The 24,734-nt window shown below is 54.3% G+C and carries 27 protein-coding genes and 1 pseudogene; 18 read left to right on the top strand and 10 right to left on the bottom strand.

What is annotated here, in order from left to right:
* The 5 genes and pseudogenes from ACIP1X_RS15500 to ACIP1X_RS15480 all read right to left on the bottom strand — a co-directional run.
* Window positions 1–326, bottom strand: a pseudogene (locus tag ACIP1X_RS15500) (gluconate transporter); the annotation flags it as partial.
* Window positions 327–463: 137 nt separating this feature from the next.
* A complete protein-coding gene (locus tag ACIP1X_RS15495) occupies window positions 464–1,309 on the bottom strand; it encodes an amidohydrolase family protein (protein ID WP_400753321.1) in 846 nt (281 codons plus the stop codon).
* Window positions 1,310–1,337: 28 nt separating this feature from the next.
* A complete protein-coding gene (locus ACIP1X_RS15490) occupies window positions 1,338–2,627 on the bottom strand; it encodes an MFS transporter (protein ID WP_053123175.1) in 1,290 nt (429 codons plus the stop codon).
* Window positions 2,628–2,762: 135 nt separating this feature from the next.
* A complete protein-coding gene (locus ACIP1X_RS15485) occupies window positions 2,763–3,494 on the bottom strand; it encodes a GntR family transcriptional regulator (RefSeq protein WP_053123177.1) in 732 nt (243 codons plus the stop codon).
* A 133-nt stretch (window positions 3,495–3,627) separates the two neighbouring features.
* Entirely contained in the window at window positions 3,628–4,851 is a 1,224-nt protein-coding gene (locus ACIP1X_RS15480; RefSeq protein ID WP_053123322.1) for a LysR family transcriptional regulator, read from the bottom strand.
* Window positions 4,852–5,005: 154 nt separating this feature from the next.
* Here ACIP1X_RS15480 and galB point away from each other — a divergent pair, with 154 nt between their 5' ends.
* The 8 genes from galB to ACIP1X_RS15440 all read left to right on the top strand — a co-directional run bounded on the left by galB (window position 5,006) and on the right by ACIP1X_RS15440 (window position 13,048).
* Window positions 5,006–5,740: a 4-oxalmesaconate hydratase gene (gene galB, locus ACIP1X_RS15475; RefSeq protein WP_053123179.1), complete on the top strand. Its 735-nt coding sequence runs from the start codon at window positions 5,006–5,008 to the stop codon at window positions 5,738–5,740.
* Entirely contained in the window at window positions 5,737–6,453 is a 717-nt protein-coding gene (locus tag ACIP1X_RS15470) for a 4-carboxy-4-hydroxy-2-oxoadipate aldolase/oxaloacetate decarboxylase (protein WP_400753317.1), read from the top strand. The genes galB and ACIP1X_RS15470 overlap by 4 nt, the downstream gene beginning before the upstream one ends.
* Window positions 6,454–6,458: 5 nt before the next feature.
* Window positions 6,459–7,547, top strand: coding sequence for a 4-oxalomesaconate tautomerase (locus ACIP1X_RS15465; RefSeq protein WP_400753314.1), 1,089 nt, complete (start codon window positions 6,459–6,461; stop codon window positions 7,545–7,547).
* A complete protein-coding gene (locus ACIP1X_RS15460) occupies window positions 7,547–8,470 on the top strand; it encodes an NAD(P)-dependent oxidoreductase (RefSeq protein ID WP_053123184.1) in 924 nt (307 codons plus the stop codon). Before ACIP1X_RS15465 ends, ACIP1X_RS15460 begins: the two co-directional genes overlap by 1 nt.
* A 26-nt stretch (window positions 8,471–8,496) precedes the next feature.
* On the top strand, window positions 8,497–9,381 hold the full coding sequence (locus tag ACIP1X_RS15455) for a LysR family transcriptional regulator (protein ID WP_053123186.1): 885 nt from the start codon (window positions 8,497–8,499) through the stop codon (window positions 9,379–9,381).
* 115 nt (window positions 9,382–9,496) lie between these two features.
* On the top strand, window positions 9,497–10,360 hold the full coding sequence (locus ACIP1X_RS15450; RefSeq protein WP_322149311.1) for an amidohydrolase family protein: 864 nt from the start codon (window positions 9,497–9,499) through the stop codon (window positions 10,358–10,360).
* A 54-nt stretch (window positions 10,361–10,414) separates the two neighbouring features.
* The gene (locus tag ACIP1X_RS15445) at window positions 10,415–11,728 is read left to right on the top strand and encodes a dicarboxylate/amino acid:cation symporter (protein WP_053123190.1); all 1,314 of its coding nucleotides are present in this window, start codon (window positions 10,415–10,417) and stop codon (window positions 11,726–11,728) included.
* Window positions 11,729–11,818: 90 nt separating this feature from the next.
* On the top strand, window positions 11,819–13,048 hold the full coding sequence (locus ACIP1X_RS15440; protein ID WP_053123191.1) for an OprD family porin: 1,230 nt from the start codon (window positions 11,819–11,821) through the stop codon (window positions 13,046–13,048).
* Window positions 13,049–13,263: 215 nt separating this feature from the next.
* Here the strand turns inward: ACIP1X_RS15440 and ACIP1X_RS15435 are convergent, their stop codons facing one another.
* Both ACIP1X_RS15435 and ACIP1X_RS15430 read right to left on the bottom strand, forming a co-directional pair.
* Window positions 13,264–13,629: a histone-like nucleoid-structuring protein, MvaT/MvaU family gene (locus tag ACIP1X_RS15435; protein ID WP_053123193.1), complete on the bottom strand. Its 366-nt coding sequence runs from the start codon at window positions 13,627–13,629 to the stop codon at window positions 13,264–13,266.
* A gap of 114 nt (window positions 13,630–13,743) precedes the next feature.
* Window positions 13,744–14,637 (bottom strand): LysR family transcriptional regulator, encoded by an 894-nt coding sequence (locus tag ACIP1X_RS15430; protein ID WP_053123195.1) that lies wholly within the window; start codon window positions 14,635–14,637, stop codon window positions 13,744–13,746.
* A gap of 99 nt (window positions 14,638–14,736) precedes the next feature.
* On the opposite strand from ACIP1X_RS15430, the gene ACIP1X_RS15425 reads away from it, so the two are divergent.
* The 6 genes from ACIP1X_RS15425 to ACIP1X_RS15400 all read left to right on the top strand — a co-directional run bounded on the left by ACIP1X_RS15425 (window position 14,737) and on the right by ACIP1X_RS15400 (window position 20,853).
* Window positions 14,737–15,906: a mandelate racemase/muconate lactonizing enzyme family protein gene (locus ACIP1X_RS15425; RefSeq protein WP_053123197.1), complete on the top strand. Its 1,170-nt coding sequence runs from the start codon at window positions 14,737–14,739 to the stop codon at window positions 15,904–15,906.
* A 102-nt stretch (window positions 15,907–16,008) separates the two neighbouring features.
* Window positions 16,009–17,316: a C4-dicarboxylate transporter DctA gene (gene dctA, locus ACIP1X_RS15420; RefSeq protein ID WP_053123199.1), complete on the top strand. Its 1,308-nt coding sequence runs from the start codon at window positions 16,009–16,011 to the stop codon at window positions 17,314–17,316.
* 119 nt (window positions 17,317–17,435) lie between these two features.
* The gene (locus ACIP1X_RS15415; protein WP_053123201.1) at window positions 17,436–18,308 is read left to right on the top strand and encodes an oxaloacetate decarboxylase; all 873 of its coding nucleotides are present in this window, start codon (window positions 17,436–17,438) and stop codon (window positions 18,306–18,308) included.
* 26 nt (window positions 18,309–18,334) lie between these two features.
* Complete coding sequence (locus ACIP1X_RS15410) at window positions 18,335–19,321, top strand: D-glycerate dehydrogenase (protein WP_053123203.1); 987 nt, start codon at window positions 18,335–18,337, stop codon at window positions 19,319–19,321.
* A 177-nt stretch (window positions 19,322–19,498) separates the two neighbouring features.
* Window positions 19,499–19,930 (top strand): MarR family winged helix-turn-helix transcriptional regulator, encoded by a 432-nt coding sequence (locus tag ACIP1X_RS15405; protein WP_053123205.1) that lies wholly within the window; start codon window positions 19,499–19,501, stop codon window positions 19,928–19,930.
* Between the two features lie 188 nt (window positions 19,931–20,118).
* The gene (locus ACIP1X_RS15400; protein WP_053123207.1) at window positions 20,119–20,853 is read left to right on the top strand and encodes an NADPH-dependent F420 reductase; all 735 of its coding nucleotides are present in this window, start codon (window positions 20,119–20,121) and stop codon (window positions 20,851–20,853) included.
* A gap of 112 nt (window positions 20,854–20,965) precedes the next feature.
* Here the strand turns inward: ACIP1X_RS15400 and ACIP1X_RS15395 are convergent, their stop codons facing one another.
* Entirely contained in the window at window positions 20,966–21,421 is a 456-nt protein-coding gene (locus ACIP1X_RS15395; protein WP_400753306.1) for a helix-turn-helix domain-containing protein, read from the bottom strand.
* Between the two features lie 161 nt (window positions 21,422–21,582).
* Between ACIP1X_RS15395 and ACIP1X_RS15390 the strand changes: the two genes are divergently transcribed.
* From ACIP1X_RS15390 to ACIP1X_RS15380, 3 genes are read left to right on the top strand one after another with little or no spacing between them, the layout of a single operon-like run.
* Window positions 21,583–21,978: a DUF6957 family protein gene (locus tag ACIP1X_RS15390; RefSeq protein ID WP_400753325.1), complete on the top strand. Its 396-nt coding sequence runs from the start codon at window positions 21,583–21,585 to the stop codon at window positions 21,976–21,978.
* Between the two features lie 43 nt (window positions 21,979–22,021).
* Window positions 22,022–22,492 (top strand): hypothetical protein, encoded by a 471-nt coding sequence (locus tag ACIP1X_RS15385; RefSeq protein ID WP_400753303.1) that lies wholly within the window; start codon window positions 22,022–22,024, stop codon window positions 22,490–22,492.
* Window positions 22,493–22,494: 2 nt separating this feature from the next.
* Window positions 22,495–22,881 (top strand): hypothetical protein, encoded by a 387-nt coding sequence (locus ACIP1X_RS15380; protein WP_400753300.1) that lies wholly within the window; start codon window positions 22,495–22,497, stop codon window positions 22,879–22,881.
* A gap of 23 nt (window positions 22,882–22,904) precedes the next feature.
* On the opposite strand, the gene ACIP1X_RS15375 is transcribed toward ACIP1X_RS15380, so the two are convergent.
* Window positions 22,905–23,348, bottom strand: a complete 444-nt coding sequence (locus ACIP1X_RS15375; protein ID WP_400753297.1) for a hypothetical protein — start codon at window positions 23,346–23,348, stop codon at window positions 22,905–22,907.
* A gap of 468 nt (window positions 23,349–23,816) precedes the next feature.
* On the opposite strand from ACIP1X_RS15375, the gene ACIP1X_RS15370 reads away from it, so the two are divergent.
* Window positions 23,817–24,149: a hypothetical protein gene (locus ACIP1X_RS15370; RefSeq protein WP_169873786.1), complete on the top strand. Its 333-nt coding sequence runs from the start codon at window positions 23,817–23,819 to the stop codon at window positions 24,147–24,149.
* A gap of 203 nt (window positions 24,150–24,352) precedes the next feature.
* Here ACIP1X_RS15370 and ACIP1X_RS15365 read toward each other — a convergent pair whose 3' ends face one another.
* Complete coding sequence (locus ACIP1X_RS15365) at window positions 24,353–24,715, bottom strand: response regulator (RefSeq protein ID WP_053123225.1); 363 nt, start codon at window positions 24,713–24,715, stop codon at window positions 24,353–24,355.
* Between the last annotated feature and the right edge of the window lie 19 nt (window positions 24,716–24,734).

Genomic DNA, 24,734 nt, shown 5'->3' with positions numbered 1-24,734 from the left:
ATCATGGCCCAAGGAATCATCCGATCCGATGTTCGCTTGAGGATGACCTCGGCGACCTGCTCTGTGACGCCTGCGTCAGCAAGAATTTTGCCTAGCATCGCTCCAAGCGCAATTACGACCCCCACTGCCCCCAGTGTCTTCCCGGCGCCGGTCATCAAGTGGGAGACGATGTTTTCCGGCTCCATACTGGTTGCAAAGCCAACGCCAACGGAAACGACTAACAAGGCCAGGAGCGGGTGCATTTTGAGACGCGACACGATGAGCGCCACCAGCACCAGAACGCTCACCAATGCGGTCAGTAAGAGGTCTATATCTAAGGGAGTCATGAAAGGATCTCGGTTGGGCTGGCGCTCAAACTGCACTCATATTTGAAAGAGAAGTTTGAAACCGTAATGCCGGTCGGCGCACGCGATAACGTTAAATGGGTGAGATAAATGGTCATCTGCAAATGCAGGCGTAAATTTCAGCTTTCGCCTGTTGCAAAACCGAATAACCTTCTAGGGGCTTGCACCAGCAATGAATAGCTAACCTGCGTCGAACACTCCAGAGCTTGCAACTGATCGACTACGGTGCTGAAACCAATGCTTTGCTCATGCTGCGTATGCGGCCAGTCGCTGCCCCACACCAACTGGCGAAGGCCGAAACTTTGTTCCAGCAGCGGTAATGCCATTCGAGCGAAATGGATGTTCTGTTGCGGCGTACCTCCTAAACGATAGATTCCCGATACCTTGATCCAGATCGAACCTTTCGATCCCAACTCCAGTAACTCGCAAAACCCGGGCTGATCGACGCCCGAATTGGCATCTGGCCGACCAAAGTGGTCAATCACCAACTTCAAACCATACGGCGTCAATTGATGGATCAGTCCCGGCAGATCCTTTACCTCCCGATGCAACTCGACATGCCAGTCCAGATCAGCAATGTGGCTGAAAAACGCTTTCCAGGCACTTTGACGAAAATCAGGTAATGCCTTACCCATCAGGTTCAAGCGAACGCCAACCACGCCCAGGTGATTCATGTCATTCAACATGGCGCGACTGATGCCTGGTTCCAGCACGACCACGCCTCGCAACTGACCCGGCGCTTGCATCAACGCCGCCAGCAAGTAGCTATTGTCGGTGCCGAGAAAGCTCGGTTGCACCAGTACGCCATGACTCAGACCATGAGCGTGCAGGTGCGTCAGATACTGCTCAAGCGTGGCGTCGTAATCAGGGGTATAGCGCCGTGCACCGACCAGATTTAGATCACGGCTAAACACATGAGCATGGGAGTCGATGCCAGTGATCGGCGTAGAACAGGTGTCAGTCATAGCGTTCATCTATAGAAGGTAAAGGGCATCAGGCCCGCGCACTTTCGTTGCCGTTGATCGTTGCTGGCATCGATGCACTCGAAGCTTCGAGACCGCGTCCACGGGTTTCCGGCAGACAAAGTGCCGCGATCACCGCCACGCCGTAGGCAATCCCTGCGTCGATGCCAATCGCCGAACCCAAGGACATGGAGTCGCTCATGTGACCGACCAGGAACGGGAATACTGCAGAGAGCACCCGGCCAAAGTTGTAGCAGAAACCGACACCGGCACCGCGTACATCCGCCGGGTACAGCTCGTTGAACAGTGCGCCAAGGCTCGCGGGAATACCGGCCGCGAAAAAACCTAGCGGGAACCCCAGGAACAGCATCTGGGTATTGGTCAGCGGCAGGAACACGTAACACTGCACCGTGACGACACAGCACAGCGCGAACAGCACGATGTTTTTGCGACGACCAATACGGTCGATCAAAAAGCCGCTGACCACGCACCCACACCAGAACGCGAAGATGATCACCGCCAGGTAGCCGCCCGAGTTCAGTACGGACAGATTGCGCTCAGTCTTGAGGAACGTCGGTAGCCAGGTCATCACCGCGTGGTAACCGCCATGCGCACCCAAGCCCAACAGACCGCCAAACAGCGTCACGCGGATCAACTCGGGACGGAAGATGCCGGCCAAGGATTTGAAAAAACTTTGCGGGATGGCGTTTTCTTTTTGCAGACGCTGAAAGCTGTCGGGCTCCTCGACATTGCGACGTACCCAGATGATGAGGAACGACGGTAGCAATCCGACCAGGAACATCACCCGCCAAGCCATGTCCTGCGGCACTAAAGAATAAATCAGTGTGAACACTCCGACGGCCAGCCCCCAACCCACGGCCCAGGCACTTTGTACGGTGCCCATCACTTTGCCGCGATACTGCGGATTGATGGTTTCGGCCATCAATACGGCACCTGCCGCCCACTCGCCGCCGATGCCGAAACCCTGGAGCGCCTTGACGATCAAGAGCTGGTTGAAGCCGCTCACAAACGCGGAGAGAAAAGTAAAAAAGGAGAACCACAAAATCATCCACTGCAGCGTACGCACTCGGCCGTAGCGGTCGGATAACGTCCCCCCTACCCAGCCACCGATGGCTGAAGTGACCAGAGTCACTCCGCTGATCAGCCCCGCGTCTCCCTTGGTAAGGGCAAACGCGGCGATCAAAGCCGGAATCGCCAAGCCAAACATTTGTACTTCCAGCGCGTCGAGCGACCATCCGCCGAAGCAGGCCCAAAACGTTTTGCGCTCCCGAGGAGTGACTTGGCGATACCAGCTAAACATGATTCTTATCCTTATAAGTGGAACGTGAGGCAGCCGAGAGCGAACCGCACCGCTACGGGGCCAGTCATGAAAAACAAGACGCTGAAACCAGCGGCGAGCGCCTCACCGCTTGACGATCCGCTACCCTGGCACGGGTTAGCGAATATCCACGCTGTAACGGAAGTGCTCGGCATGCCCACGAGAACGACGCCACTCCAGCGGCGTGCCGGCGTAATCACGCGCCAGCCTCTCGATCACCACCACCGGGCTGTTGATCGGGAGTTGCAGTAATCGCGCGTGCACGTCATTCACCGATTCAGCAGTAAGCGTTTCTTCGGCCGAGGCGACGACCTGACCGCAGACCTCTTCGTAGATCGGATACAACAGCGGCCCTTCGCGACTCAGGTCGATCTCCAATAGCGGTTGAAAGCGGTTGCGCGGCAACCAGATTTCTTCGGCGAGCACCGGCTGAACATCGAGCAGACGCACACGAACAATGCGAATCACCGGCGCGTCGAGTGGCAGCCCCAACGCTTGGGCTACCGCCGAGGGCGCGGACACCGGCTCTATGGACAGGATGCGACTCTCCGGCACCTGGCGTTCGCCGGCAGCGGTTTGAAAACGGAAGAAACGGAACAGCGACGATTGAAACTGAGGACGGCGAATGAAAGTTCCTCGGCCTTGCTGACGCTCCAGAATGCCCTCACTGACCAATGCGTCGACTGCTTTGCGGACGGTGCCAGTGGACAGTTGGTACTCCGCTGAAAGCGCCGCTTCGGTGGGAATGGCCTCTCCCGGGCGCCAGCGATTGTTGGCGATTTGCTCAGCCAAGTGGTCACGCAGGCGTTGATAAAGCGGCAGGCGAACATCACTGGATAGAGAATTCATCGACTTTATTCACCTTGTTATCTAGTCATCTATATGAATATTGAATCGAGTATTTGCCCAGACAGCTTGGCTGTCAATAAGAGTTAAGGCACTTTGCTGACGAATGGTGGCGCCAAGCCGCAGCCAATCTGCGTCAGGTCGACTGTATCATTCTCGTCGCTGTCTCCCCTACCACCTCCCGAATCTTGTCCATCAACGCCTGCGCAGCCGGTGATTGAAGCGCTCCCGTCCTTGAGATAAAACCAATTGGCCGCGTGGTATGGCTTAGGGAAAGCGGCAGCTGAACAAGATCACCGCTGAGCATTTCGTACTCCAACTGGTGTGCTGAAACAGCGGCGAGCATGTCTGAGCGAAGCAACACACCGCGCAAAATTGCGAGGTCGCCCGTTTCAATCACGGGGCTGGGTGCGGCGATACCGATGTGAAAAAAAAATGCTTCCAGCAGTTGTCGCGCCGGGGAACCGGCACGAGGCAGGATCCAGCGGGCGGCACTCAAGTCTTCATAGACTGGCTTCCGTTTCAACCAAGGGTGGTCGTGGCGTACAAGGATCGCCATTTCTTCCTGCAGCAACGCCTCGCCATGCAGGTCGCTGGCGTAGGCCGACGGACGTAGAGCGCCCAGCACAAAATCCACATCGCCTGCGCGCAGTTCGCTGGCCAACAAGTCGAACGGACTTTCGTTGGTGACGATTCGTACATGAGGGTGTTCCAGGGTCAGGCGCACTATGGCTTCAGGCAATATCCCCGTGCGCCCAAGAGGCAGGGCCCCTACATGCACGACGCCTTGAAGGGAACCACCCTGCGCAGCGATGTCCGCATCGATGTGACGCAGCTCATTCAGGGCTCGGCGTACCCGCACCAACATTGCCAGGCATAGACGAGTCGGCAGCAAGCCGTGGGGGGTGCGTTCAAACAGGCTGCAGCCGCTACCCTGCTCAAGTATTTTGATAGCGGCGCTGATCGCTGGCTGGGTGACCTCCAGGATGCTGGCGGTCGTTTGCATATGGTGGGTTTCGCAGAGCTTCGCAAACGCTTCCAGCCGCCTGGTCTGAAATAAGTAAAGCGGCTCGGCGGCCTGACCCAACGCCTGCCCGAATAAAGGCGGTAAGGCGAGCAACTCATCCATGGCCCGACGAGCCCGAGGCAGTGCTCTCTCACCATAATCGGTCAGACGCATACCATTGACGTTGCGTTCAAACAACGCCACGCCGAGGCGCTTCTCCAAGGACAGGATGGCGCGAGTCACAACGGGCTGAGCCCGGAAAAGCACGGCGGAGGCCCTAGATACACTGCCGTGTTCGACAACACGAAGGAATGCTCGAACCTGCATCAGATTGGGCAACTCAGGACTTTGCATATTCAACTGTCGGCTTTTTAGGAACTGACCGTACAGCATGCAGAACCCATCCCGATAAGTAAAACGCATACCTCCTTCCGCCAAACGCATTATTCATCACTCACCTCAAATGCGAATGTGGGCTCTATCAAACAGCCGCAAGAAGAGCCCTCCCATGATCAATAAAACAAAAACTGCACTTGTAGTCAGCGCCCACTCTGCCGATTTCGTCTGGCGCGCAGGTGGTGCCATCGCCCTGCACGCCCAACAAGGTCACGCCGTTCACATCGTGTGCCTTTCCTACGGAGAAAGAGGTGAGTCGGCCAAGCTCTGGCGCAAAGGCGAGATGTCTGAAGACAAGGTCAAAACCGCGCGTCGCAGCGAGGCTGAAGACGCAGCGGAGATCCTTGGCGCGAGCGTGGAATTCTTCGACATCGGTGATTACCCGATGCGTGCCGACAAAGAGACGCTGTTCCGCCTGGCCGATGTGTTTCGTCGAGTACAGCCGGAGTTCGTCCTCAGCCACTCGATTAAAGATCCGTACAACTACGATCACCCGTTAGCGATGAACCTGACCCAGGAAGCGCGCATCATCGCCCAAGCTGAGGGCTACAAGCCTGGCGAAAAAATTGTGGGTGCCCCTCCCGTTTACAGCTTCGAACCCCATCAGCCTGAGCAATGCGAATGGCGCCCGGATGTACTGTTGGATATCACCGAGGTCTGGGACAAGAAATACGCCGCCATCCAGTGCATGGCAGGCCAAGAGCATCTTTGGGAATACTACACACGCGTCGCACTGCAACGCGGCGTTCAGGCAAAGCGCAATGTGGGTATCGCCTCCACCCGCAACATCGTTTATGCCGAGGGCTATCAAAGCATCTTCCCACGGGTGACGGAGAACCTGGCATGAGCACACTGATCGGAAAAACCGGCATTGTCGTGCGCAACATCCCGCGTGCTGACGCGGCGTTGATCGACGAACTGGATCGCTTTGGCGTGGCTACCGTGCATGAAGCGCAAGGGCGTAAAGGTCTGTTGAATTCTGCCATTCGTCCCATTCAGCAGAACCAGAGCATCAGCGGAACGGCGGTGACCGTGCTGGTCGCGCCGGGCGACAACTGGATGTTTCACGTGGCAGTCGAACAATGCCAACCGGACGACATCCTCGTGGTCGCGACATCGTCGCCCTGCACCGATGGCTACTTCGGCGACTTACTCGCCACCTCGTTGATGGCCCGAGGGGTACGCGCCCTGATTATTGACGCGGGGGTACGCGATACCCGAACGCTGAGGGACATGGGCTTCAAGGTATGGTCGCGGGCGGTTCATGCCCAAGGCACCGTCAAGGAAACGCTGGGTTCAGTCAACGTGCCCATCATCTGCGCTGGCCAGTTGGTCGAGCCCGGGGATGTCGTAGTCGCTGACGATGACGGCGTGGTCATTGTTCGCCGCGAAGAACTACCCGGCGTGTTTGAAACAAGCCGAAAACGCGCTCGCATCGAAGAGGAGAAACGCGTTCGCCTGGCTGCTGGCGAGTTGGGCCTCGATATCTACGAGATGCGTCAAAAGCTTATCGACCGGGGCCTCACTTATTACGACAGCCTCACTGACGTGCAAGGATGACTTTCATGCGCCAGACCCGAATTCCGTGTCTTATGATGCGTGGAGGAACATCCAAGGGCGCTTACTTTCTGGCCGACGACCTGCCGCCCGAAGGCAAGCTGCGTGATCAAGTATTACTGGCCGTTATGGGATCACCCGATGCGCGCCAGATAGATGGCATCGGTGGTGCGAACTCGCTGACCAGTAAAGTCGCCATTATCAGTCGTTCAAATCGCCCAGACGCTGATGTCGATTATCTGTTTGCTCAGGTTTCAGTCGAACACGCTCAAGTGGATTACGGCCAGAATTGTGGAAACATCCTCGCAGGTGTCGGCCCCTTTTCACTTGAGCGGGAGCTGATCAGCGCAGACGAATCGCTGACGACCGTGCGGATTTTCATGATGAATACTGGCCAGATTGCTGTGGCTAACGTTCCTACACCAGGTCGCATCGTCGAGTACGCTGGTGATACCCGCATTGATGGCGTTCCGGGCACCAGCGCTCCATTGATTGTCGAGTTCGAAGACATTGCCGGCTCCAGTTGCGGAGCGCTCTTGCCTACCGGAAATGCCATTGACCGCTTCGATGGCATTGAAGTGACGTGTATCGACAATGGTATGCCTGTAGTGCTGATCAGGGCTACTGATGTGGGGTGCACGGGCGATGAAACCCCTGCGCAACTGGACGCCAACATCGACCTCAAAGCGTTGTTGGAATCGATCCGGCTGCAGGCTGGCCCCTTGATGAATCTTGGGGATGTCCGCGAGCGCACGGTACCGAAAATATCTCTGATAGCAGCACCCCGCAATGGAGGCGCAATTTGCAGTCGTACCTTCATTCCTCACCGCTGTCACACATCGATTGGGGTGTTCGGCGCTGTCAGTGTCGCCTCGGCCTGCCAGGTTAAAGGGACAGTAGCGAGCAGTTTGGCCCAAGTGGACACGGGTGAACGAATACGGCTGTCTGTCGAGCATCCAACCGGAGAGTTTACGGTCGAGCTGCGTTTGAGTGACGGTCAGTTATCCGGTTGCGGGCTGGTACGCACGACACGTTTATTGTTCGAAGGCAACGTGCTCATTCCTGGGGATGTCTGGCAAAACACGGTGAAACCCTAATGAGCACTACCTTTTCTCTGATCGGATTCGGCGAAGCAGGTGCCATTCTGGGCCAGGATCTTGCCGCGCTGGACGTGAAGATCTTCGCCTATGATCGACTCCTTGAAGACCCCACCAAACGAGCAGCACTGCAGGAGCGCGCTCTCAGGTGTGGCGTTCAGCTATGCGAGAGTGCGGCTCAAGCAATAGCGCTTGGCGAGTGGATCATTTCAGCAGTCACAGCGGATAACGCACTCGAGGTCGCACTGAACGCGGCGCCACTGATGAGGCGTGGTCAACTGTTCATCGATATCAACTCCGTCGCCCCCTCTACTAAGCGTGCGGCAGCTACAGCGATGCAACAGTATGGCGTTGATTACATCGATGCGGCAGTCATGGCGCCGGTTCCACCACAACGCTTGAAAACACCGATTCTGTTAGGTGGCCAACACGCTAACCTGGTTGCCGAACGATTAAGTGGGCTCGGAATGAACGTGCGGGTAGTGGCTGAGGTGATTGGCGTAGCGTCGGCGATTAAGATGTGTCGGAGCATCATGATCAAAGGCCTGGAAGCACTAACCACCGAATGCTTGAGCACCGCTCGCCAATACCATGCTGAAGACGAGGTGCTGGCATCATTGCACCAGAGTTTTCCGCAGATGGGTTGGGATGGTGCACTCCCCAACTACTTGATAAGCCGCGTAGCAGAGCACGGTCGGCGTCGTTCAGAGGAAATGAAGGAAGTGGCAAAAACCGCTCGCGATGTTGACGTTGTTCCTAACATGAGCCAAGCCATCGTCAGCGCTCAGCTAGGGCTTGTCGATGCCATGCTTGATGCCGATATTGATTACCCAAACCTTGAGCCATTCGACTGGTTAAACCTGATAGACACGTTGTATGGCAGTCCAATTGCTCGGGAAAGCACTATAGAGGAAAAGCGGTAACATAGCCTTTTCCCAGAGTCGCACTCATGGATCTAAAACAGCTCGAATGTTTCGTCAGGGTGGCCGAGTTCGGAAGCTTCACCAAAGCTGCCGCTGTACTGAACATTTCTCAATCGGTCGTCAGCCGCCAAGTCAGGCAGCTTGAGGTCGAACTGCAGGAGCATCTGCTACTGCGAAATGGCCGGGGGGTCTTGCTGACCACTTCCGGGCAACGCTTGTTCGATCATGGCAAAGGCATCTTGCGACAGGTGCAAGTGGCTCGTGAAGATCTGCGCGAACAACGCGATACATTGTCTGGCAAAGTCGTCATCGGACTCCCCCCTAGTATTTCCCGACGTCACACCGTGGCCCTGGTCTCTACCTTTCGTGAGCGTTTTCCCAACTGCATATTAGGGATCAAGGAAGGTCTCACACATTCGATGCGTGAATGGTTGCTGCTGGGTCGCCTGGATTTTGCTTTGCTCTTCAATCCCGGTCACAGCGCACAACTACAATATGAGCACATCCACTCAGAGCCGCTGATGCTCATCGGTAGCCAGCACTCTAATCTCTCCTCCCAGGTAGCCATGAAAGACTTGGGGCACTACCCCTTGATCACTCCTAGCGAACCTCACTCCATACGCCGTCTCATCGAAAGTGAAGCGTCTCGGCATGACGTGCATCTGAACGTTTGTCTGGAGATCGATAGCATCCCGTCCCTACTGGAACTCATCAATCTAGACATGGGATACGGCGTACTTTTTCGCTCGGCCTTGGCAAATTCCGACGGAAAAATGGAAGGTTTGAAAGCTGCCCAAATCGTTGACCCATCGATTCAGACACACCTATTTATAGCCACATATGAGCAGCGTCCGCTGTCTCGTCTGGCAGAACAGACAATGCTATTGGTTCGCGAGATCTGCATAGCCTGAAGATATGCATGCAAAATGAGCATAACTGCTAGAGCCTGCATCCGGTTGTTGTAGTGCGTAGAGACGGCCACCATCGGGGCTATCGCTTCCACTAACAATGACTAAAGGACACGAGATGAAAACCTGCCTCGCACCTGACTCTAATCCTACAAAACCCACGCAGATACTTCCTGTGGGTGCTTGGGATGCTCACTGCCATGTATTTGGCCCTGCGGCTGAATTTCCTTATGCCGAAGATCGTAGCTACACACCACCTGACGCTCCCTTTGAAACTTTGCGGTCATTGCACGACCACTTGGGGTTCACTCGAGGTGTGATTGTTCAGGCCAGCTGCCACGGCAGTGATAATCGCGCAATGCTGGATGCTATCGCGCGAAGTGAAGGTAGGTATCGAGGCGTAGCAATCGTTGATGGTAGTGAAACCGACGAGCAACTTGCTGAGATGGATGCTGGCGGCGTTCGCGGCGTGCGATTCAACTTCGTTGCACATCTTGGTGGCGCGCCAGATCTGGACGTCTTTGACAGCACTGTGGATCGACTTGCTGATTTGGGATGGCATGTCGTCCTGCACCTTGATGCACAAGACATTCTTACCTATGCGGACAGACTGAGCCGTATACCCGTACCTTTCATCATCGATCATATGGGTAGGGTTAAAGCTCAGGATGGCATTGAGCAGCAGTCCTTCCTTGCGTTACAGCAACTGATGGAAAACCCGCTGGCGTGGGTGAAGGTATGTGGCGCAGAGCGAGTATCAGCGGGCCGCCGACCATTCAATGATGCCGCTCCTTTCGCAGAGAGACTGATTGAGATTGCTCCAGATCGCGTCCTCTGGGGCACTGATTGGCCGCATCCGAACATCAGTAAAGACATGCCCAACGACGGCGAGTTGGTTGATCTGATGTTCGACTTCTGTACCGATCCTCTGCTTCGTCGAAAACTGCTGATCGATAACCCGATGAAGCTTTACGGACGCTAGCCGCTACAACCTTTGCTGCGCCTCCAAAAATAAGACTTTCAGTGAGTGACCGCTATGAACTCCAGTCCTGCACCTGCTCAGGTCGAAGTATCCATTCCCATCAAGGTGAAGACCAAGCCACCCTTCTATCGCGCAATGTACTTTCAAGTGCTCCTGGGAATTATCGCAGGCGTCGCCGTCGGCCACTTCTGGCCCACCTTTGCCGCCGATCTCAAACCACTGGGCGATGCCTTCATCAAGCTGATCAAGATGATCATCGGGCCCGTGGTTTTTTGCACCGTCGTCACTGGCATCGCAGGGATGCGCGATCTGAAAAAGGTGGGGCGAGTCGGTGGGAAAGCGCTGCTCTACTTCGAAGTCATTTCGACCGTTTCTCTGCTGATTGGTCTTATCGGCGGTCACCTGTTCAATCCAGGAGCGGGCTTCAACATTGACGTCAATACGCTGGACGCGTCGGCGGTCACCGGGTTCGCTGAGAAGGCTCAGCACATGCACATGGTCGAATTTCTGATGGGGATCATTCCCTCGACGTTTGTGCAGGCCTTTGCCGAAGGTAACGTGCTTTGCATATTGCTGGTCTCCGTGCTCTTCGGGTGCGCCCTGTCAGCCATGGGAGAAAAAGGCAAACCGGTTTACGACATGATCGAAGGTCTATCCGGCGTGTTCTTTCGCATCGTGCACATCATCGCCAAGCTCTCCGCCATCGGTGCATTCGGCGCCATCGCTTTCACCGTCGGTACTTACGGTGTAGGCGCACTCCTCCCTCTCATGAAACTGGTAGGCAGCTTCTACATCCTGTGTGCGTTGTTCGTGATTGTGGTGCTGGGTGGAGTCGCGAAAATTTGCGGATTCAGCATCCTGCGCTTTATCTCTTATATCAAAGAGGAGTTGTTGGTCGTACTAGGTACCAGTTCGTCGGAGGTGGTACTGCCTCAGATCATGGAAAAAATGGAACGACTGGGCTGCTCAAAACCCGTCGTCGGGCTGGTAATTCCCACGGGCTATTCCTTCAACCTCGACGGTACCAACATCTATCTGACCATGTCGGTGCTATTCATCGCTCAAGCCCTAAACATTGATCTGTCACTTTCGCAGCAACTCACATTAGTCATCGTGGCCATGCTCACTTCTAAAGGCGCGAGCGGCGTGTCCGGTGCAGCCTTTGTCATGTTGACCAGCACCTTAATGGTGGTGCCGCTTGTACCTGTGGCTGGCATGGTACTGATTCTAGGCATCCACCGCTTCATGGGTACCGGACTTGCCATGACTAACCTAGTGGGCAACGGTGTCGCCGCGCTAGTCGTGTCCGCGTGGGAAAAAGAACTGGATCGCGACAAGCTCGCCCTGGAACTTGGCACCAAGCAGTAACACCCCAGCTCCACCCATCACAATATATCTAAAAAGTCTCTGTTCGGTGTTGTACCGAACAGCGGCTTCCTGCGTCAGGAAATAATAAAAATGAACCGCGCCTCATATATTGCTCTGCTCGCGTCAGTGTTTATGTCCATCGACATGTCCATGGCCGATGGGTTTATAACGGACAGTAAAATTCGTCTGGAAGCCCGAAACTTCTATTACAACGGAGATTTCCGCCAAGGGACAGGCGTATCCAAAAGGGAAGAATGGGCCCAAAGCTTTTTGCTCAACTACGAGTCGGGATACACACCGGGAATCATCGGCTTCGGCGCCGACGCGATGGTGTTTGCAGGTTACAAACTGGATTCGAGCCCGGATCGTTCCGGAAGTGGCCTGCTTCCAAAGCGGGCTTCCGGAGAGGCCGCTGATGAATACTCAAAAGCGGGATATGGCGCCAAACTCAGGATATCTCACACATCACTGCGCTATGGTATGTCATTGCCAAAGGTTCCAGTGCTTCAGTACAACAACAGCCGATTGCTTCCTCAGACGTTCCAAGGTTGGCAGATCAACTCTACCGACGTGGATCGCCTGACTCTGAACTTGGCTCAATTCGACAAGACGATTACACCGGACTCTACCGACCTTCAGGACATCTCCCTGGCAGTGAAAGACGGTCGCTACCGTGCAACGGGCGTCGGCGACAACTACCGATATGGCGGTGGGACATACAAGCTAACGTCACAGTTGAGTGCAACGTACTTCTATGGCGAGCTTGATGACGTATACCGTCAGCAGTTCGCTGGATTGATACACAACACGCGTATCGGCAAAGGCATGTTGACCACTGATCTGCGCACCTTTTCAAGTCGTGACGTCGGCGCAGCCAAAGCAGGAGAAGTTGATAACCGCGCCTATGCTGCCGCGCTCGGCTACGTCTTGGACAATGGGCATAGCGTCATGGCGACCTACCAAGTCATGGGCGGTGCTACGGGTTTTCCTTACATCAATAACCCCTACCTACCCAACTACGTTCAATACCACGACTTCGGAAGCGCAGGCGAACGTAGCTGGCAGCTACGGTATGGTTACGACTTCGCAGCCATGGGTATTCCAGGTTTGAGCTTTTTCACTGCGTATATCCGGGGGGATGGTCTGAAGACGGTCGGTGCCGAGAAAGAGTGGGAGCGTGATGTGGACGTAAACTACGCCTTCCAGGGGTCGTTGAGGGGGTTTTCTGTGCGACTACGGAACGCAACCTATCGAAGTGACGCCGCCAGAGATATTGACGAGACACGCTTGATCGCAAGCTACTTGTTCACGTCCTTCTAAACAGCAATTGAGCGACATTGGAAGAAACCCTTTTGATGCGTAACACCCTCACAAACGCCTCCTGGATTAACTCCAGCGGTGCGACCCACTTTCGATGACCGATAGACTACTTCCTTGTCATTAGCTGCATTTTGATCGCAGTCCGCAGCCAAGAGATACTCTATTCTCTAACCAAAAAAGGGCCCTCGAAGGGCCCTTTTGTATTCAAAGCAAAATCACTTGGCCAGCCAGGACTCAACGGTCGCGGAGCCGTGCTCTGCTTTCCAATCTTTCAACGTCTTGTGGTTGCCACCTTTGGTTTCTACGACTTCGCCGGTATGCGGATTTTTATAAACCTTCAACTGGCGAGGCTTGCGACTACCGGTTTTGGACTCGGCGGCTGGAGCGCGACGACCTGCTTGCGGATCAAGAAGATTGACCACGTCCTTAAGGCTATAGCCGTATTTTGCGAGCAAATCGCGCAGCTTAGTTTCGAATTCGATTTCTTTCTTAAGGCCAGCGTCGCCCTTGAGGGCTTCAAGTGCTTGAAGTTGTTCGGCGAGATGTTTTTCGAGTTGGCGGAATTCGGCAAGTTTGGACATGAAATTCTCGATGTGATTTGTATGAGAAGGTTATGTCAAAATCATACCCTGAATTTACATGGATGAATTAATTGCACCCGCTATTTGCCTCGCCGGGCGTATCAACGCAACGTGTCATAAGGAACGCGGCTTATCGTTTCCTACTCGGGCCCAGAATTCTTCAGCTGACGGGCTAATGGGGGCAGTTGGACGAGTGAGGTGAATTTCTAGAGGAATATCCCAACTTTCGTCGAGCGCCCGAACCAGACGTCCATCAGTCATCTCCTGCTCCGTCAGGCTCTTAGGTAACCAGGCGACCCCCTTGCTCTCCAATGCCATAGACATCAGAACGGCAGCAAGATGGCTGCTGAAAAGAGGCTTGAGATGAAGATAGTCTTCTTTGCCATGGAGTCGGTGAGCGACTATTCGGCCAAGGCCCGATTCGTGCGTGTAGGCCAAGTAAGGCAGTGTTTCAGGGGATGTGCCGAAATTGGCAGAGGGGCTCGCCAGTGGAACGAGTACATCCTCACCAATCTTCTTTCCAGTGAACTGATCAGGGGCTAGCAAAGGCGGCACATCTGGGTGCCGGTGGCAAAGCAGAAACTCAACCTGACCATGAATTAGCATCTGTTCGCAAACAGCCATGCTGTCGGAATGCAGACGTACCGCATCTATCGGTGCGCCATTTTCCGCGCTTCTCAACCATCTTGGGAAGAAGGTGAATGATAAGGAATGAGTGGCTGCAAATTGCAGTGTTTTTGCGGCCATCCCTGCCACTTCCTGAGCATCAGACCGCATCCGGTACAAACGTCTGGCGGCCTCTTGAGCGCTTGGCAAAATCTGTCTTCCAGCCTCGGTTAAGGTCGCTCCTTGTGGGGTGCGTACGAACAATTCGACCCCCATCCAATTCTCCAAAGAACGGACTCTGCGACTGAAGGCAGGCTGAGTTACGTGGCGTGCTTCAGCCGCCCGAACAAAGCTGCCGTATTCCGCAAGCGCTGAAAAATCCTCAAGCCAAACGAGTTCCAAGGGCAATGCCTCCTGTGCATAGGGCGCGGCATTAATAGCATTGGGCGGGTTTCCACGCAAAGCATAACGTGGGGCCACAAACAACAAGAGGAACCCGTCATGCGTATCGTAGACATCCGTGAAAAAACTGTTTCTATTGCCTCCCCAATTGCCAACGCCTATATCGATTTCTCCAAAATGACCTGCTCGGTCGTAGCCGTTATCACGGACGTGATTCGCGATGGTAAACCTGTCATCGGCTACGGTTTCAACTCCAACGGTCGTTATGGTCAAGGCGCTCTGATGCGTGATCGCTTCCTGGCGCGTATCACCGAAGCTGATCCAGATACGCTCGTCGACCACGAAAACAACAATCTGGATCCGTTTGCCATCTGGAAAGCCCTGATGACCAACGAAAAACCTGGTGGTCACGGTGAGCGTTCAGTAGCAGTTGGCACTATCGACATGGCTGTATGGGATGCCGTCGCCAAGATCGAAGGCAAACCTCTCTATCGTCTGCTGGCTGATCGTTACCGTAACGGCGTGGCCGATGACAAAGTCTGGGTCTATGCAGCAGGTGGCTACTACTACCCAGGTAAAGACCAGACCAAACTCAAGGCAGAAATGCAGAGCTACCTGGATCGTGGCTACGACGTTGTCAAAATGAAGATCGGTGCGGTGCCACTGGACGAAGATATCCGTCGCATCGAAGCAGTGCTCGAAGTAGTTGGGGACGGTCGTCGACTGGCGGTCGATGCCAACGGACGCTTCGATCTTCAGACCGGTATTGCTTACGCGGAAGCCATCAAGAAGTACAACCTCTTCTGGTACGAGGAGATCGGCGACCCGCTCGATTACGCACTTCAGGCTGAGCTTGCCAATCACTATGAACTGCCCATGGCGACCGGGGAAAACCTGTTTTCCCACCAGGACGCTCGTAACTTGCTGCGTCACGGCGGCATGCGTCCGGATCGCGACTTCCTCCAGTTCGACTGTGCGCTGTCGTACGGGCTCGTGGAGTACATGCGCACCTTGAAAGTGATGGAAGAGATGGGCTGGTCTTCCCGCCGCGTAGTACCGCACGGCGGTCACCAGATGTCCCTGAACATCGCAGCCGGTCTGCACCTCGGCGGCAACGAATCTTACCCTGACGTGTTCCAGCCTTTCGGCGGCTTCGCCGACGGAATCAAGGTGGAAAATGGTTATGTCGGCCTGCCAGATATTCCAGGTGTTGGCTTCGAAGCCAAGTCCGCCTTGTACGCAGTTATGCGCGAGCTAGGCGAAGGCTGATCAACCTCGATCTGCGGTTTCTTTTAAAGAGACCGCAGACTCAGGCGTCATCCGTTGACGCCAAACCACATGCCCATCACAAAAATAAAATGAGGTGCTTCCGTGGAAATTTCCAAGTCCCGCTGGTACAGCCAGCTATATGTGCAGGTGCTGATCGGCATCGTCATCGGCGCTGCGATTGGTCACTTTGAACCACAATTTGGAGCCAAGCTTCAACCTTTTGCCGATGGCTTTATCAAACTCATCAAAATGCTCTTGGCGCCCATTATTTTCGGTACCGTCGTGGTTGGTATCGCCAAGATGGGCAGCATCAAGGAAGTTGGGCGGATCGGTGTCAAGGCGCTGCTCTACTTTGAAATCCTTTCAACCATTGCGCTAGTCATCGGCCTTATTGTGGTCAACATCGCAAAGCCAGGCGCCGGGATGAATATCAACGCTACCACGCTTGATTCCAGCGCTATCGCCAAGTACAGCCAAGCCGCCACGGAACAGGGCGGCACTATCGATTTCTTTCTCAACATCATCCCGAGCACCTTCATTGGCGCATTCTCGAATGGCGTCATGCTTCAGGTCATTCTGATTTCGGTATTGATGGGCGTTGCCCTTGTCCAGATGGGCGAAACCAGCAAACCGCTGATCAATACCATCGACTTGTTTCTGCAAGGGCTTTTCAAGATCGTGGCAATGGTGATGCGCCTTGCTCCCCTTGGTGCCGGCGCCGGGATGGCTTTCACTATAGGCAAGTACGGCATTGGTACCTTGCTGTCGCTCGGCCAGTTGCTGGTCGCGCTCTACATCACCACCTTGATTTTCATCGTGGTAGTGCTGGGTACGGTTGCCAGATGGTCGGGCATGCCGCTGATGCAATTTCTTCGTTATTTCAAAGATGAAATTCTCATCACGCTTGGCACCTGCTCAACCGAAGCCGTGCTTCCGCGAATGATGGTGAAACTTGAAAAGCTGGGGTGCAAGAAGTCAGTGGTAGGCATGGTGCTACCCACTGGATATGCCTTCAATGCAGATGGCACCTGCATTTACCTCACCATGGCGGCGATTTTTATCGCACAGGCAACCAATACGCCACTGACGTTTATGGATCAGATGATTCTGTTGGGCGTCTTCCTGCTGACCTCAAAAGGCTCCGCTGGCGTCGCAGGTGCCGGGTTCATAACCCTTGCGGCAACGCTAACAACCATCCACTCCATTCCTCTGGTGGGCCTCGTCTTGCTACTGGGCATTGACCGATTCCTGAACGAAGCACGGGCCGTGACCAACCTGATTGGTAACGGCATCGGCACCATCGCCATTGCCAAGTGGGACAACTCGTTCGATGTCGAGGCCTGCGAGCGTGAAATCGCCGCTATGAAACACGAAAAAGCGGCCAGGAAGGCATTGCTCGCGCAGAAATAATCTGCAAAGGGAGCCGGTCATCTCGCCTTAGAAAAGGTTGTGACCGGTAGTGCCTTCCAGGTTTCGTTCAAATCGAATGAGACCAACAAATTACTTGTAAGAATTTGATGGAGCCAAAAATGATTGAGCGATCACATCATGAACTGCGCAAGGCGTTTGGTGATTTACTCCAGGGAACCGTCTGCAAATTTGCTGCTTCTGTATTCGACCCGATCTCGGTTCGTATGGCTTCCGACCTTGGCTTTGAGGTCGCCATTCAAGGTGGTTCCGTCGCCTCGCTTCAGGTACTCGGGGCGCCGGACATCGCACTGCTTACGCTGGATGAGTATGTCGAGCAGGTTTCCAGAGTCGGACGGGCCAGCCAAATCCCAATCATTGGTGACGCTGACCATGGATTCGGAAACGCGCTGAATGTAATGCGAACAGTGACCGAGCTGCAGAAAGCCGGTGTCGCTGCCCTAACCCTAGAAGACACCCACCTCCCGGCCAAGTACGACGAGCAGTCGCATGTGCTTATCGAGAGGGAAGAAGCCGCGAGCAAGATTTACGCTGCGCGGTTTGCCCGTTCAGATGATGCGCTCAGCATCATCGCCCGAACGAATGTGGCCGTTACTACCTTGGAAGATTCCATTGCACGCACTACGTCCTATGAAAAAGCCGGGGCCGACGCGATTTGCCTCGTCGGAGTAAAAGATTTCCAACACTTGGAAGCACTCACAGCACACCTCAGCGTGCCGATCATGCTGATCAATTATGGAAATCCTGCTCTGAGCGATGTTGGGAAACTGAGTGCAGCCAACGTGCGGATTGTGGTCAATGGGCATGCACCCTATCTGTCCGCAATCAAAGCGACTTACGAGGCGCTGCGCGAACAGAGCGGCACAGAGGGGAGCGAGTTATCCCTCCCTGAGCTGCTTTCTAAATACACGCTCTCGGACAATTACCGAGAGTGGGCAAAGACCTATTTGAAGTCTGAACACGATTCGAATTGAGTTTGAAAAAGGTGCCATAAAGCGTCATGAAAAAGACAATCCTGGCCTTCAGCCGCGTCTCACCCACGCTGCTTGAGCCTTACAAAGATACGTACAACATCATCGTCATGCGTCCAGAGCTTGGTGACATGGATGCTCAGTTCGAAGATGCCATTCCCAGCGCTCATGGATTGATCGGCGGGAATCGGCGCCTAGGTGAAGCTGAGCTCTCATCGGCTAAAAACCTTGAGATCATTTCGAGCATATCGGTTGGCTACGACAACTATGACCTCAGCTATCTCAATGGCCGAGGGATCATGTTGACCAACACGCCAGATGTCTTGAATGAAACCACCGCTGATCTGGCTTTCGCCCTGATCCTGGCCACAGCGAGACGCATCCCTGAGCTTGATGCTTGGACGAAAGCCGGCGATTGGACAAAGACCATCGAAGCATCCCACTTTGGATGCGATGTGCATGGAAAGACCTTGGGCATTATTGGTTTAGGCAAAATTGGAGAGGCCATCGCACGCAGAGGGCGTTTCGGTTTTGGTATGAACATCCTCTACAGCGGCAACAATCGTAAACCGCAACTTGAGAAAGAACTCGGTGCGCAGTTCGTCCCGCAGGAGAAGCTTTTAAGCGAGTCTCATTTTGTCTGTCCGGTCGTGCCGTTGACGGACGGCACGAGAAACCTCATCGGACGTAAGGAGCTAGCGTTGATGGGCCCGGAGAGTATTTTGATTAACGTTTCTCGCGGCCCTGTGGTTGATCAGGACGCACTCCTTCAAGCGCTTGAGGAGAAAACGATACGAGCAGCGGGTTTAGATGTTTATGTGAAAGAACCGCTTGTGAGTTCAGGTCTTTTCAAATTGAAGAATGTTGTCACTGTGCCTCATATCGGCTCTGCAACAAGCGATACACGCAATGCGATGGCACTGCGTGCACTGGAAAATTTGCTTACGGGTCTCGAAGGACGGCAACCGAGAGACCTCGTGAATACTCACGAGCTAGGACACAGATGGACGCAGTGACGCCAAGGACGCTGGCCGCGCGGTCGTCGCACAGATTTGTCTTTTCTGGAAATAATTTATCAATCTCCCGCGTAGTGGTACCTCATCCGAAAACTACTACTAGCCTCGGTAGAGGTTGACACAAGGGGGCTCTACACATACTTTATGTAGCACACTATACAATAGTAGACTACACATATGGATTCGGCATCACGCAGCGTGGCTACAGAACTGTCCTTTGCGCTCAACGCAGCTGCGAACCGGATGGTTCGATTACACAAACCGTTTCTCGAACCGCTTGGCCTCACCTTCTCGCAGTACCTGGTCACGCTGGAGCTTTTGAACGGTTCGCCTCTTTCTGTGAGCGATTTATGTGATCGCCTCGACATGGAGACCGGCACGCTTACGCCACTACTGAAGAGGCTTGAAGCTGCTGGAGTGATTACACGCACACGTGATTCCTCCGATGAACGACGAGTGCTTATTGATCTCACAGAGCGCAGCCGTGCCATGGAGGATGAGCTTCGCAGCATCACCGACAAGATCAGAACTGCGTGCAAGCTCACGACGGAAGATCTTGAGGAGCTTCGGTGCACGCTTGAGGGCTTGGCGCGACCGCCTACCACCTAGTACCTCCACCAGAAGCGGCTAGCAAAGACATAGCTTTATCAGCGGATTGGCAGTTGCAGATTAGACACAAGCACACAGAGCCGCGATGCGCTTGTAGAAGAGTTAGCGAAGGGGAACGCCTTGCCGTGAAGCTCCCCGCGCTGATCCACATGTCATGCACACCTAAGCTCCAAAAATGAGGAATCTCTATGAACATCGGAATTATCGGCGCAGGTAACATTGGCGCTACCCTTGCCCGCAAGCTCGCGGCGTGCGGCCACGAAGTTAAACTAGCAAACTCGAAGGGCCCGCAAAGCATTCAGAACCTTGCCAATGAAATTGGCGCAAGAGCGGTTACTAAAGAAGAGGCGGTGTCGGAGGTAGACGTAGTTATCCTCTCGATCCCCTTCGCAAGCTACCCTGATCTCAAACAGACCTTGAGCAATGTGCCGGAGACAACCGTCATCATTGACACGTCCAATTACTATCCGGGACGCGACGGGGCAATCAAGGAAGTTGACGACGGGATGCCTGAGAGCGTCTGGGTCGTCGGGCAGATCGGCCACCCGGTCGTAAAGGCATGGAATGCAGTCCTTGCTGCGACCCTTGCCGACAAAGGTCAACCAGCCGGTTCTTTAGCACGCATAGCCATTCCCGTAGCTGGGGGAGATACCAGGGCTGAAACAATCGCGCAGGATCTTGTTGAGGATACGGGCTTTATAGCGCTTGCCTCAGGCCCCCTTGAAGACTCGTGGCGCCAGCAACCAGGTACACCTGCTTACTGCACTGAGCTGACCTTGCCGGAACTCAAATTGGCATTGAAAGCGGCAGACAAGGCACGTGCGCCTCAAAACCGCGACGCACTGATCGCTACGTTCATGACTCCCGGGAGTCAGTTTACTCACGAGCAAATTGTTGCCTCCAATCGGGCTATGACGGCCTGACTTTTCGGATTAGGTGGGATCTGAATCTAGTGTCCCACCCTTATTGATCGCGTAGCTACCGGCGAGTGTTCTAGACCGGGCCCATGTCATAACGAGCCCGCGTACGTTCTGATCAATCATCAAGGTGCCAAAGTCGCCCAACAGTGCTTGTCGGCAATTCCAACTGTCGGGAAACTTCCTTTTGAGTAACCCCCTTCTCCCTCAGCTTGCGTATCGCCTTCAGCTTTTCGTCCGCTGCAAGTTTTCTTGGCGGAATGAGCTGTTGAGGTTCGCCTGGGAGCTCATCGTCTAAAACTCCCAGTCGCTCCAATTCTGCGAGCGTTTCATTCAATGCTGCGCGCGCAGTCTTTCCTTCATGGGCGGCAGCCACCAGTGTGAAAAACGACAATGGCTTTACGCCCAGAGCCTGAGCGAGGTCGGCACTGAGGTCGACGCTGGCAGATCTACTTGATGCTTCCAATCTGCTGATGTGAGCTTGGTCGGTCTGGGTTTGAAGCTCTGCTTGCGATAAGCCCCGCCTCATTCTTAGCCACTGCAATGTTGCTGCGTATGCCTTGCGCAAAGACATCCAGGCAGTCCTCTCCAAAAAGAAGACGGTATGCAGGGTTTGATCGATCCCATTCAAATGTATATAGTCATTGTCGTGGGATTTTTGGCTGTATCATCGAATAATTAATGCGTTCGGCGCACCCGAAACTTTTGTTAGCGCCATGTGAGGATCATCAATTTATGGGTAATTGTCCTGAGCATGAGTTGCTCCAGGAAGGCCGGATATCCTCCGCAGGCACGTCGCTATCTCACGCCGAGGTAGAGGCATTAGTGGCCGAGCGCTTCCCTGGCAAGGCGTATTGCACCGTAGAGGATTGGCTCATCCTCCACGTGGACGAACCGGCTGAATCGCTTGCCCGAGTGCGAGCAACAGGCCTTGAGCCAATGTTCATGTATGCCCATTGCGTTATCCATGACGGGCATGGCCGGTTTCCGCTAGGAGGTTGGGTGCGCTCGACCCTATGCAAGTCATTCGATGGCGTTTGCTTGTTCGAGACGCGAAATACGGTCTACGTTTTGGTGGGGCAGGGACGCGAGATGAAAGCCTCGCTCAAGACAATATTCGGTTTATGTTAATTGCAGGTGCCACCAGACGGGCCTGCCTCATACGAGATGCATGATGTTCCGTATTAGCATGCAAGACCAATCCGGCCCCGTAGGTATGTTCGGGGATGGCCTAGCTCACTTCCACGCAGTGTCGCGATCCCTAGCTACCCATTGGTATCACGTAAGTCTGAAACGCCGGCACGAAGGCCGGTATGTAGCCTACGAGGAGATGTTCAATGACGAGCCTCGTCTGGTTGAGTTGTTGATCTCTCAAAGTGAGAGCGTGATTGTTGAGGATGTTCAAGTCGTCACCCCAGGCTGGATGAACAAGGGGGCGAGTTGGAGGATGGAGATGCTGACTTCGCTCTCAATGGGATTCAACCAGGCCGAGGTGCCGATCTGCGTCTTGGAGGTCGAGAGTGGTGATGTGTATGTCAATACCCATCAACGCGACTTGGATGTTGATGCCTTGGTTGGGGTCAGGGAGCTATATCGGCGCAGTGCTGCGACCACGGGCGTAGCCTCAGCGTCGGAGCCTGTGTAGCCATGAATGACATTAATACCGTCGCGGTCGATTTACACGAAAAGCGCTACTTGGACTTCGATCTCCTTCGCATCGCCAAAGCAGTGACTCAAGACTACGACGGGCTGGTCACGGCCTACCTGGTGAATGTCCATATTCATGGATGCAGTGCCGTTGGCGTTGGCGTTGGCGTTGGCGTTGGCGTTGTATTCAGTCACATTTGCCCAGGGCCTTATCGACGATTTGCCAATGGTCGGTTGATTAGGACATCCGACATTCAATCTGTGACGAAGGAAGGCAGGTTTTCGGTGATTAACACGGTCAACTCGAAGTACGTCTTTGCGACGTTCAGGCGTGATGTCGGACGGCGTAGTCTTCGAGAGTTCATGCGCATAGCGGGAGACAGGTAGCGATCCGCAACAGTACCCTGGCATCACTGAGCAAACATGCCGGCAATAATCCTGGCGTCGAGCAGCGCGTGGTGAGGCAGCTCTTCACCCTCGCTAGTTGGAGAGAGGGTCGTTGCATCTGTAGGGAAATTACGAACGATTCTGGGCCATCGCCCGCCGTCATAGACTAGATCGCAAAAAAGCTCCCAGTCGTACTGGGGAGCATCCGTGACGATCTCGACCTCATTTTTGAACGACGTTAGAAACCTGAGCAGCGCCATCCTGGCTTCAACAATGGGCAGCGCGTAGCTGCCACCCCACAGCTGCGGAAGCACGATTTTCTTTACGAAATCACTGCAGTCTTCTTCTTGCCAAGTATCGAGCAATTCGACGTAGAATTCGCGCCCGTCATCAGCCACCAATGCGAGTGATATCAGCTTCGCTGCTGCTGATAGATGGGTAAACTCGCAATCAAGAAAGAGCCTCATATTTTGTTAGAACTCCGCAATGGCTAGGGCTCGCCTGGATATGGCGCAGGAAGGTCAACTATGGGAAATGGCCCTCGAGCATCTTGGTTCAGACGGGCTCCTCCAAGCGGTCATAGAAATGTGGAGCCGCGCCGCCCCTCCGCCCAGACCATTGGTTGAACACCTGTCCACCAATGAGGTGAGTCAGGACGTCTTGAGCATACTGAAAATTGCCCAGCAGCGGGTAGGTGCCATCGTGCCAGGCCGAACGCCTGATGCAGGCACAGTCACGCTATACGCTCGTCACGCTAGCAACTTAGTTGATGGGCTCATTACACTGCTGCCAAAGGCACAGCTTTCGCGAGCCTTGCGAGGCTCTTGTATTGAAATCGAATTGGGGATTTGACGTCCCCGCCGGCTCCCCGAACACCGGTCAGCAACAATCCTGTTAGAACTTGCCCAGCGAAATGCGTCCCTCTGAAATGTTCTATGAACTCTGAATTAACTGAAGAAGAAATGCGTCGTGCTCTATTCGGTACGCCTCAGCCCGAAGAGCATGTGTCTGCTCCTCAAGTACAGGAGCATGTGCCAGAAGTATTGCCTACAAAGCCAGCAGCTCCCCAGGTGAAGAAGAAAGCGGCAAAAGCTTTTACGCCTAGGCTGAAGGTCACTCTCAGGGTTGGAAACGAATTTGAGGGAAAAATGCACGAGTTGATTCACGAGGCTGACACGTTGAGCTCGTTGCTTGCTGAGCAAGAGGCCGTGAAAGCCGCTAGGAAGAAGTACAAGTATGTGGACGTCGTCTCGGTAAAGTCGATGTAGCCACGCCCAGGTTCGCTCTCCCTCCAAGGCTCTTATAAGTGGCTTCAACGCTGCGCGTATCTAAATCGTTTGACGGTCGCACCATCACAGTCACGCCACTTATGTTGCAGATGAGCTATTGCGCTCATCCCAGTCGCTAAGCTGCCGCCGGACTAGAGGGGAGCCCGGATTGAGGTTGCTCTGGGTATGCACGTGGGGCACTTCTAATCAGAGGCTAGTAGTTTTTTAACTTCGGCAATGATCAAGTCGATGTTGAATGGCTTTGCCAAAACTGCATCAAACAGATCCGATCTTTCCATGCCGATATGGGCCTGAGCACCGCTCATCAAGATGATCGGCAAATGCTGGGCGGATGGAAGCGCTCGGACGGCTGTAGCGAATTCTAGGCCGTCCATCACCGGCATCATAAAGTCAGTAATGATCAAGGCTGGCCGCTCTCTATCGAGCACCTCAAGCCCTTTCTGACCGTTGCTGGCCGTCACCACCATGAACCCCTCATCCTCCAGTGCGAAACTGAGAATGTCAGCGATCAAATACTCGTCGTCGACGACCAAGATGGTGGTCATTTTAATTCAACCCGCACAA

The sequence above is a fragment of the Pseudomonas sp. NPDC088885 genome, from assembly GCF_044750025.1.
In the GTDB taxonomy this organism is placed as follows: domain Bacteria; phylum Pseudomonadota; class Gammaproteobacteria; order Pseudomonadales; family Pseudomonadaceae; genus Aquipseudomonas; species Aquipseudomonas rustica.
Note: the sequence above shows the minus strand (reverse complement) of the source record. Positions and strands in the feature narration are given on the sequence as shown.

Excerpts from the sequence above, each read along its gene's own strand:
- ACIP1X_RS15480 (WP_053123322.1), bottom strand. The coding sequence starts at position 4,851 with ATGCAAAGTCCTGAGTTGCCCAATCTGATGCAGGTTCGAGCATTCCTT.
- ACIP1X_RS15365 (WP_053123225.1), bottom strand. The coding sequence starts at position 24,715 with ATGACCACCATCTTGGTCGTCGACGACGAGTATTTGATCGCTGACATT.
- ACIP1X_RS15450 (WP_322149311.1), top strand. The coding sequence starts at position 9,497 with ATGAAAACCTGCCTCGCACCTGACTCTAATCCTACAAAACCCACGCAG.
- ACIP1X_RS15490 (WP_053123175.1), bottom strand. The coding sequence starts at position 2,627 with ATGTTTAGCTGGTATCGCCAAGTCACTCCTCGGGAGCGCAAAACGTTT.
- ACIP1X_RS15395 (WP_400753306.1), bottom strand. The coding sequence starts at position 21,421 with ATGTCTTTGCGCAAGGCATACGCAGCAACATTGCAGTGGCTAAGAATG.
- ACIP1X_RS15380 (WP_400753300.1), top strand. The coding sequence starts at position 22,495 with ATGAATGACATTAATACCGTCGCGGTCGATTTACACGAAAAGCGCTAC.
- ACIP1X_RS15465 (WP_400753314.1), top strand. The coding sequence starts at position 6,459 with ATGCGCCAGACCCGAATTCCGTGTCTTATGATGCGTGGAGGAACATCC.
- ACIP1X_RS15495 (WP_400753321.1), bottom strand. The coding sequence starts at position 1,309 with ATGACTGACACCTGTTCTACGCCGATCACTGGCATCGACTCCCATGCT.
- ACIP1X_RS15455 (WP_053123186.1), top strand. The coding sequence starts at position 8,497 with ATGGATCTAAAACAGCTCGAATGTTTCGTCAGGGTGGCCGAGTTCGGA.
- ACIP1X_RS15385 (WP_400753303.1), top strand. The coding sequence starts at position 22,022 with ATGTTCCGTATTAGCATGCAAGACCAATCCGGCCCCGTAGGTATGTTC.
- ACIP1X_RS15370 (WP_169873786.1), top strand. The coding sequence starts at position 23,817 with ATGAACTCTGAATTAACTGAAGAAGAAATGCGTCGTGCTCTATTCGGT.
- ACIP1X_RS15415 (WP_053123201.1), top strand. The coding sequence starts at position 17,436 with ATGATTGAGCGATCACATCATGAACTGCGCAAGGCGTTTGGTGATTTA.
- ACIP1X_RS15390 (WP_400753325.1), top strand. The coding sequence starts at position 21,583 with ATGGGTAATTGTCCTGAGCATGAGTTGCTCCAGGAAGGCCGGATATCC.
- ACIP1X_RS15440 (WP_053123191.1), top strand. The coding sequence starts at position 11,819 with ATGAACCGCGCCTCATATATTGCTCTGCTCGCGTCAGTGTTTATGTCC.
- ACIP1X_RS15445 (WP_053123190.1), top strand. The coding sequence starts at position 10,415 with ATGAACTCCAGTCCTGCACCTGCTCAGGTCGAAGTATCCATTCCCATC.
- ACIP1X_RS15460 (WP_053123184.1), top strand. The coding sequence starts at position 7,547 with ATGAGCACTACCTTTTCTCTGATCGGATTCGGCGAAGCAGGTGCCATT.
- ACIP1X_RS15410 (WP_053123203.1), top strand. The coding sequence starts at position 18,335 with ATGAAAAAGACAATCCTGGCCTTCAGCCGCGTCTCACCCACGCTGCTT.
- ACIP1X_RS15375 (WP_400753297.1), bottom strand. The coding sequence starts at position 23,348 with ATGAGGCTCTTTCTTGATTGCGAGTTTACCCATCTATCAGCAGCAGCG.
- ACIP1X_RS15470 (WP_400753317.1), top strand. The coding sequence starts at position 5,737 with ATGAGCACACTGATCGGAAAAACCGGCATTGTCGTGCGCAACATCCCG.
- ACIP1X_RS15405 (WP_053123205.1), top strand. The coding sequence starts at position 19,499 with ATGGATTCGGCATCACGCAGCGTGGCTACAGAACTGTCCTTTGCGCTC.
- galB (WP_053123179.1), top strand. The coding sequence starts at position 5,006 with ATGATCAATAAAACAAAAACTGCACTTGTAGTCAGCGCCCACTCTGCC.
- ACIP1X_RS15400 (WP_053123207.1), top strand. The coding sequence starts at position 20,119 with ATGAACATCGGAATTATCGGCGCAGGTAACATTGGCGCTACCCTTGCC.
- ACIP1X_RS15485 (WP_053123177.1), bottom strand. The coding sequence starts at position 3,494 with ATGAATTCTCTATCCAGTGATGTTCGCCTGCCGCTTTATCAACGCCTG.
- ACIP1X_RS15435 (WP_053123193.1), bottom strand. The coding sequence starts at position 13,629 with ATGTCCAAACTTGCCGAATTCCGCCAACTCGAAAAACATCTCGCCGAA.
- ACIP1X_RS15425 (WP_053123197.1), top strand. The coding sequence starts at position 14,737 with ATGCGTATCGTAGACATCCGTGAAAAAACTGTTTCTATTGCCTCCCCA.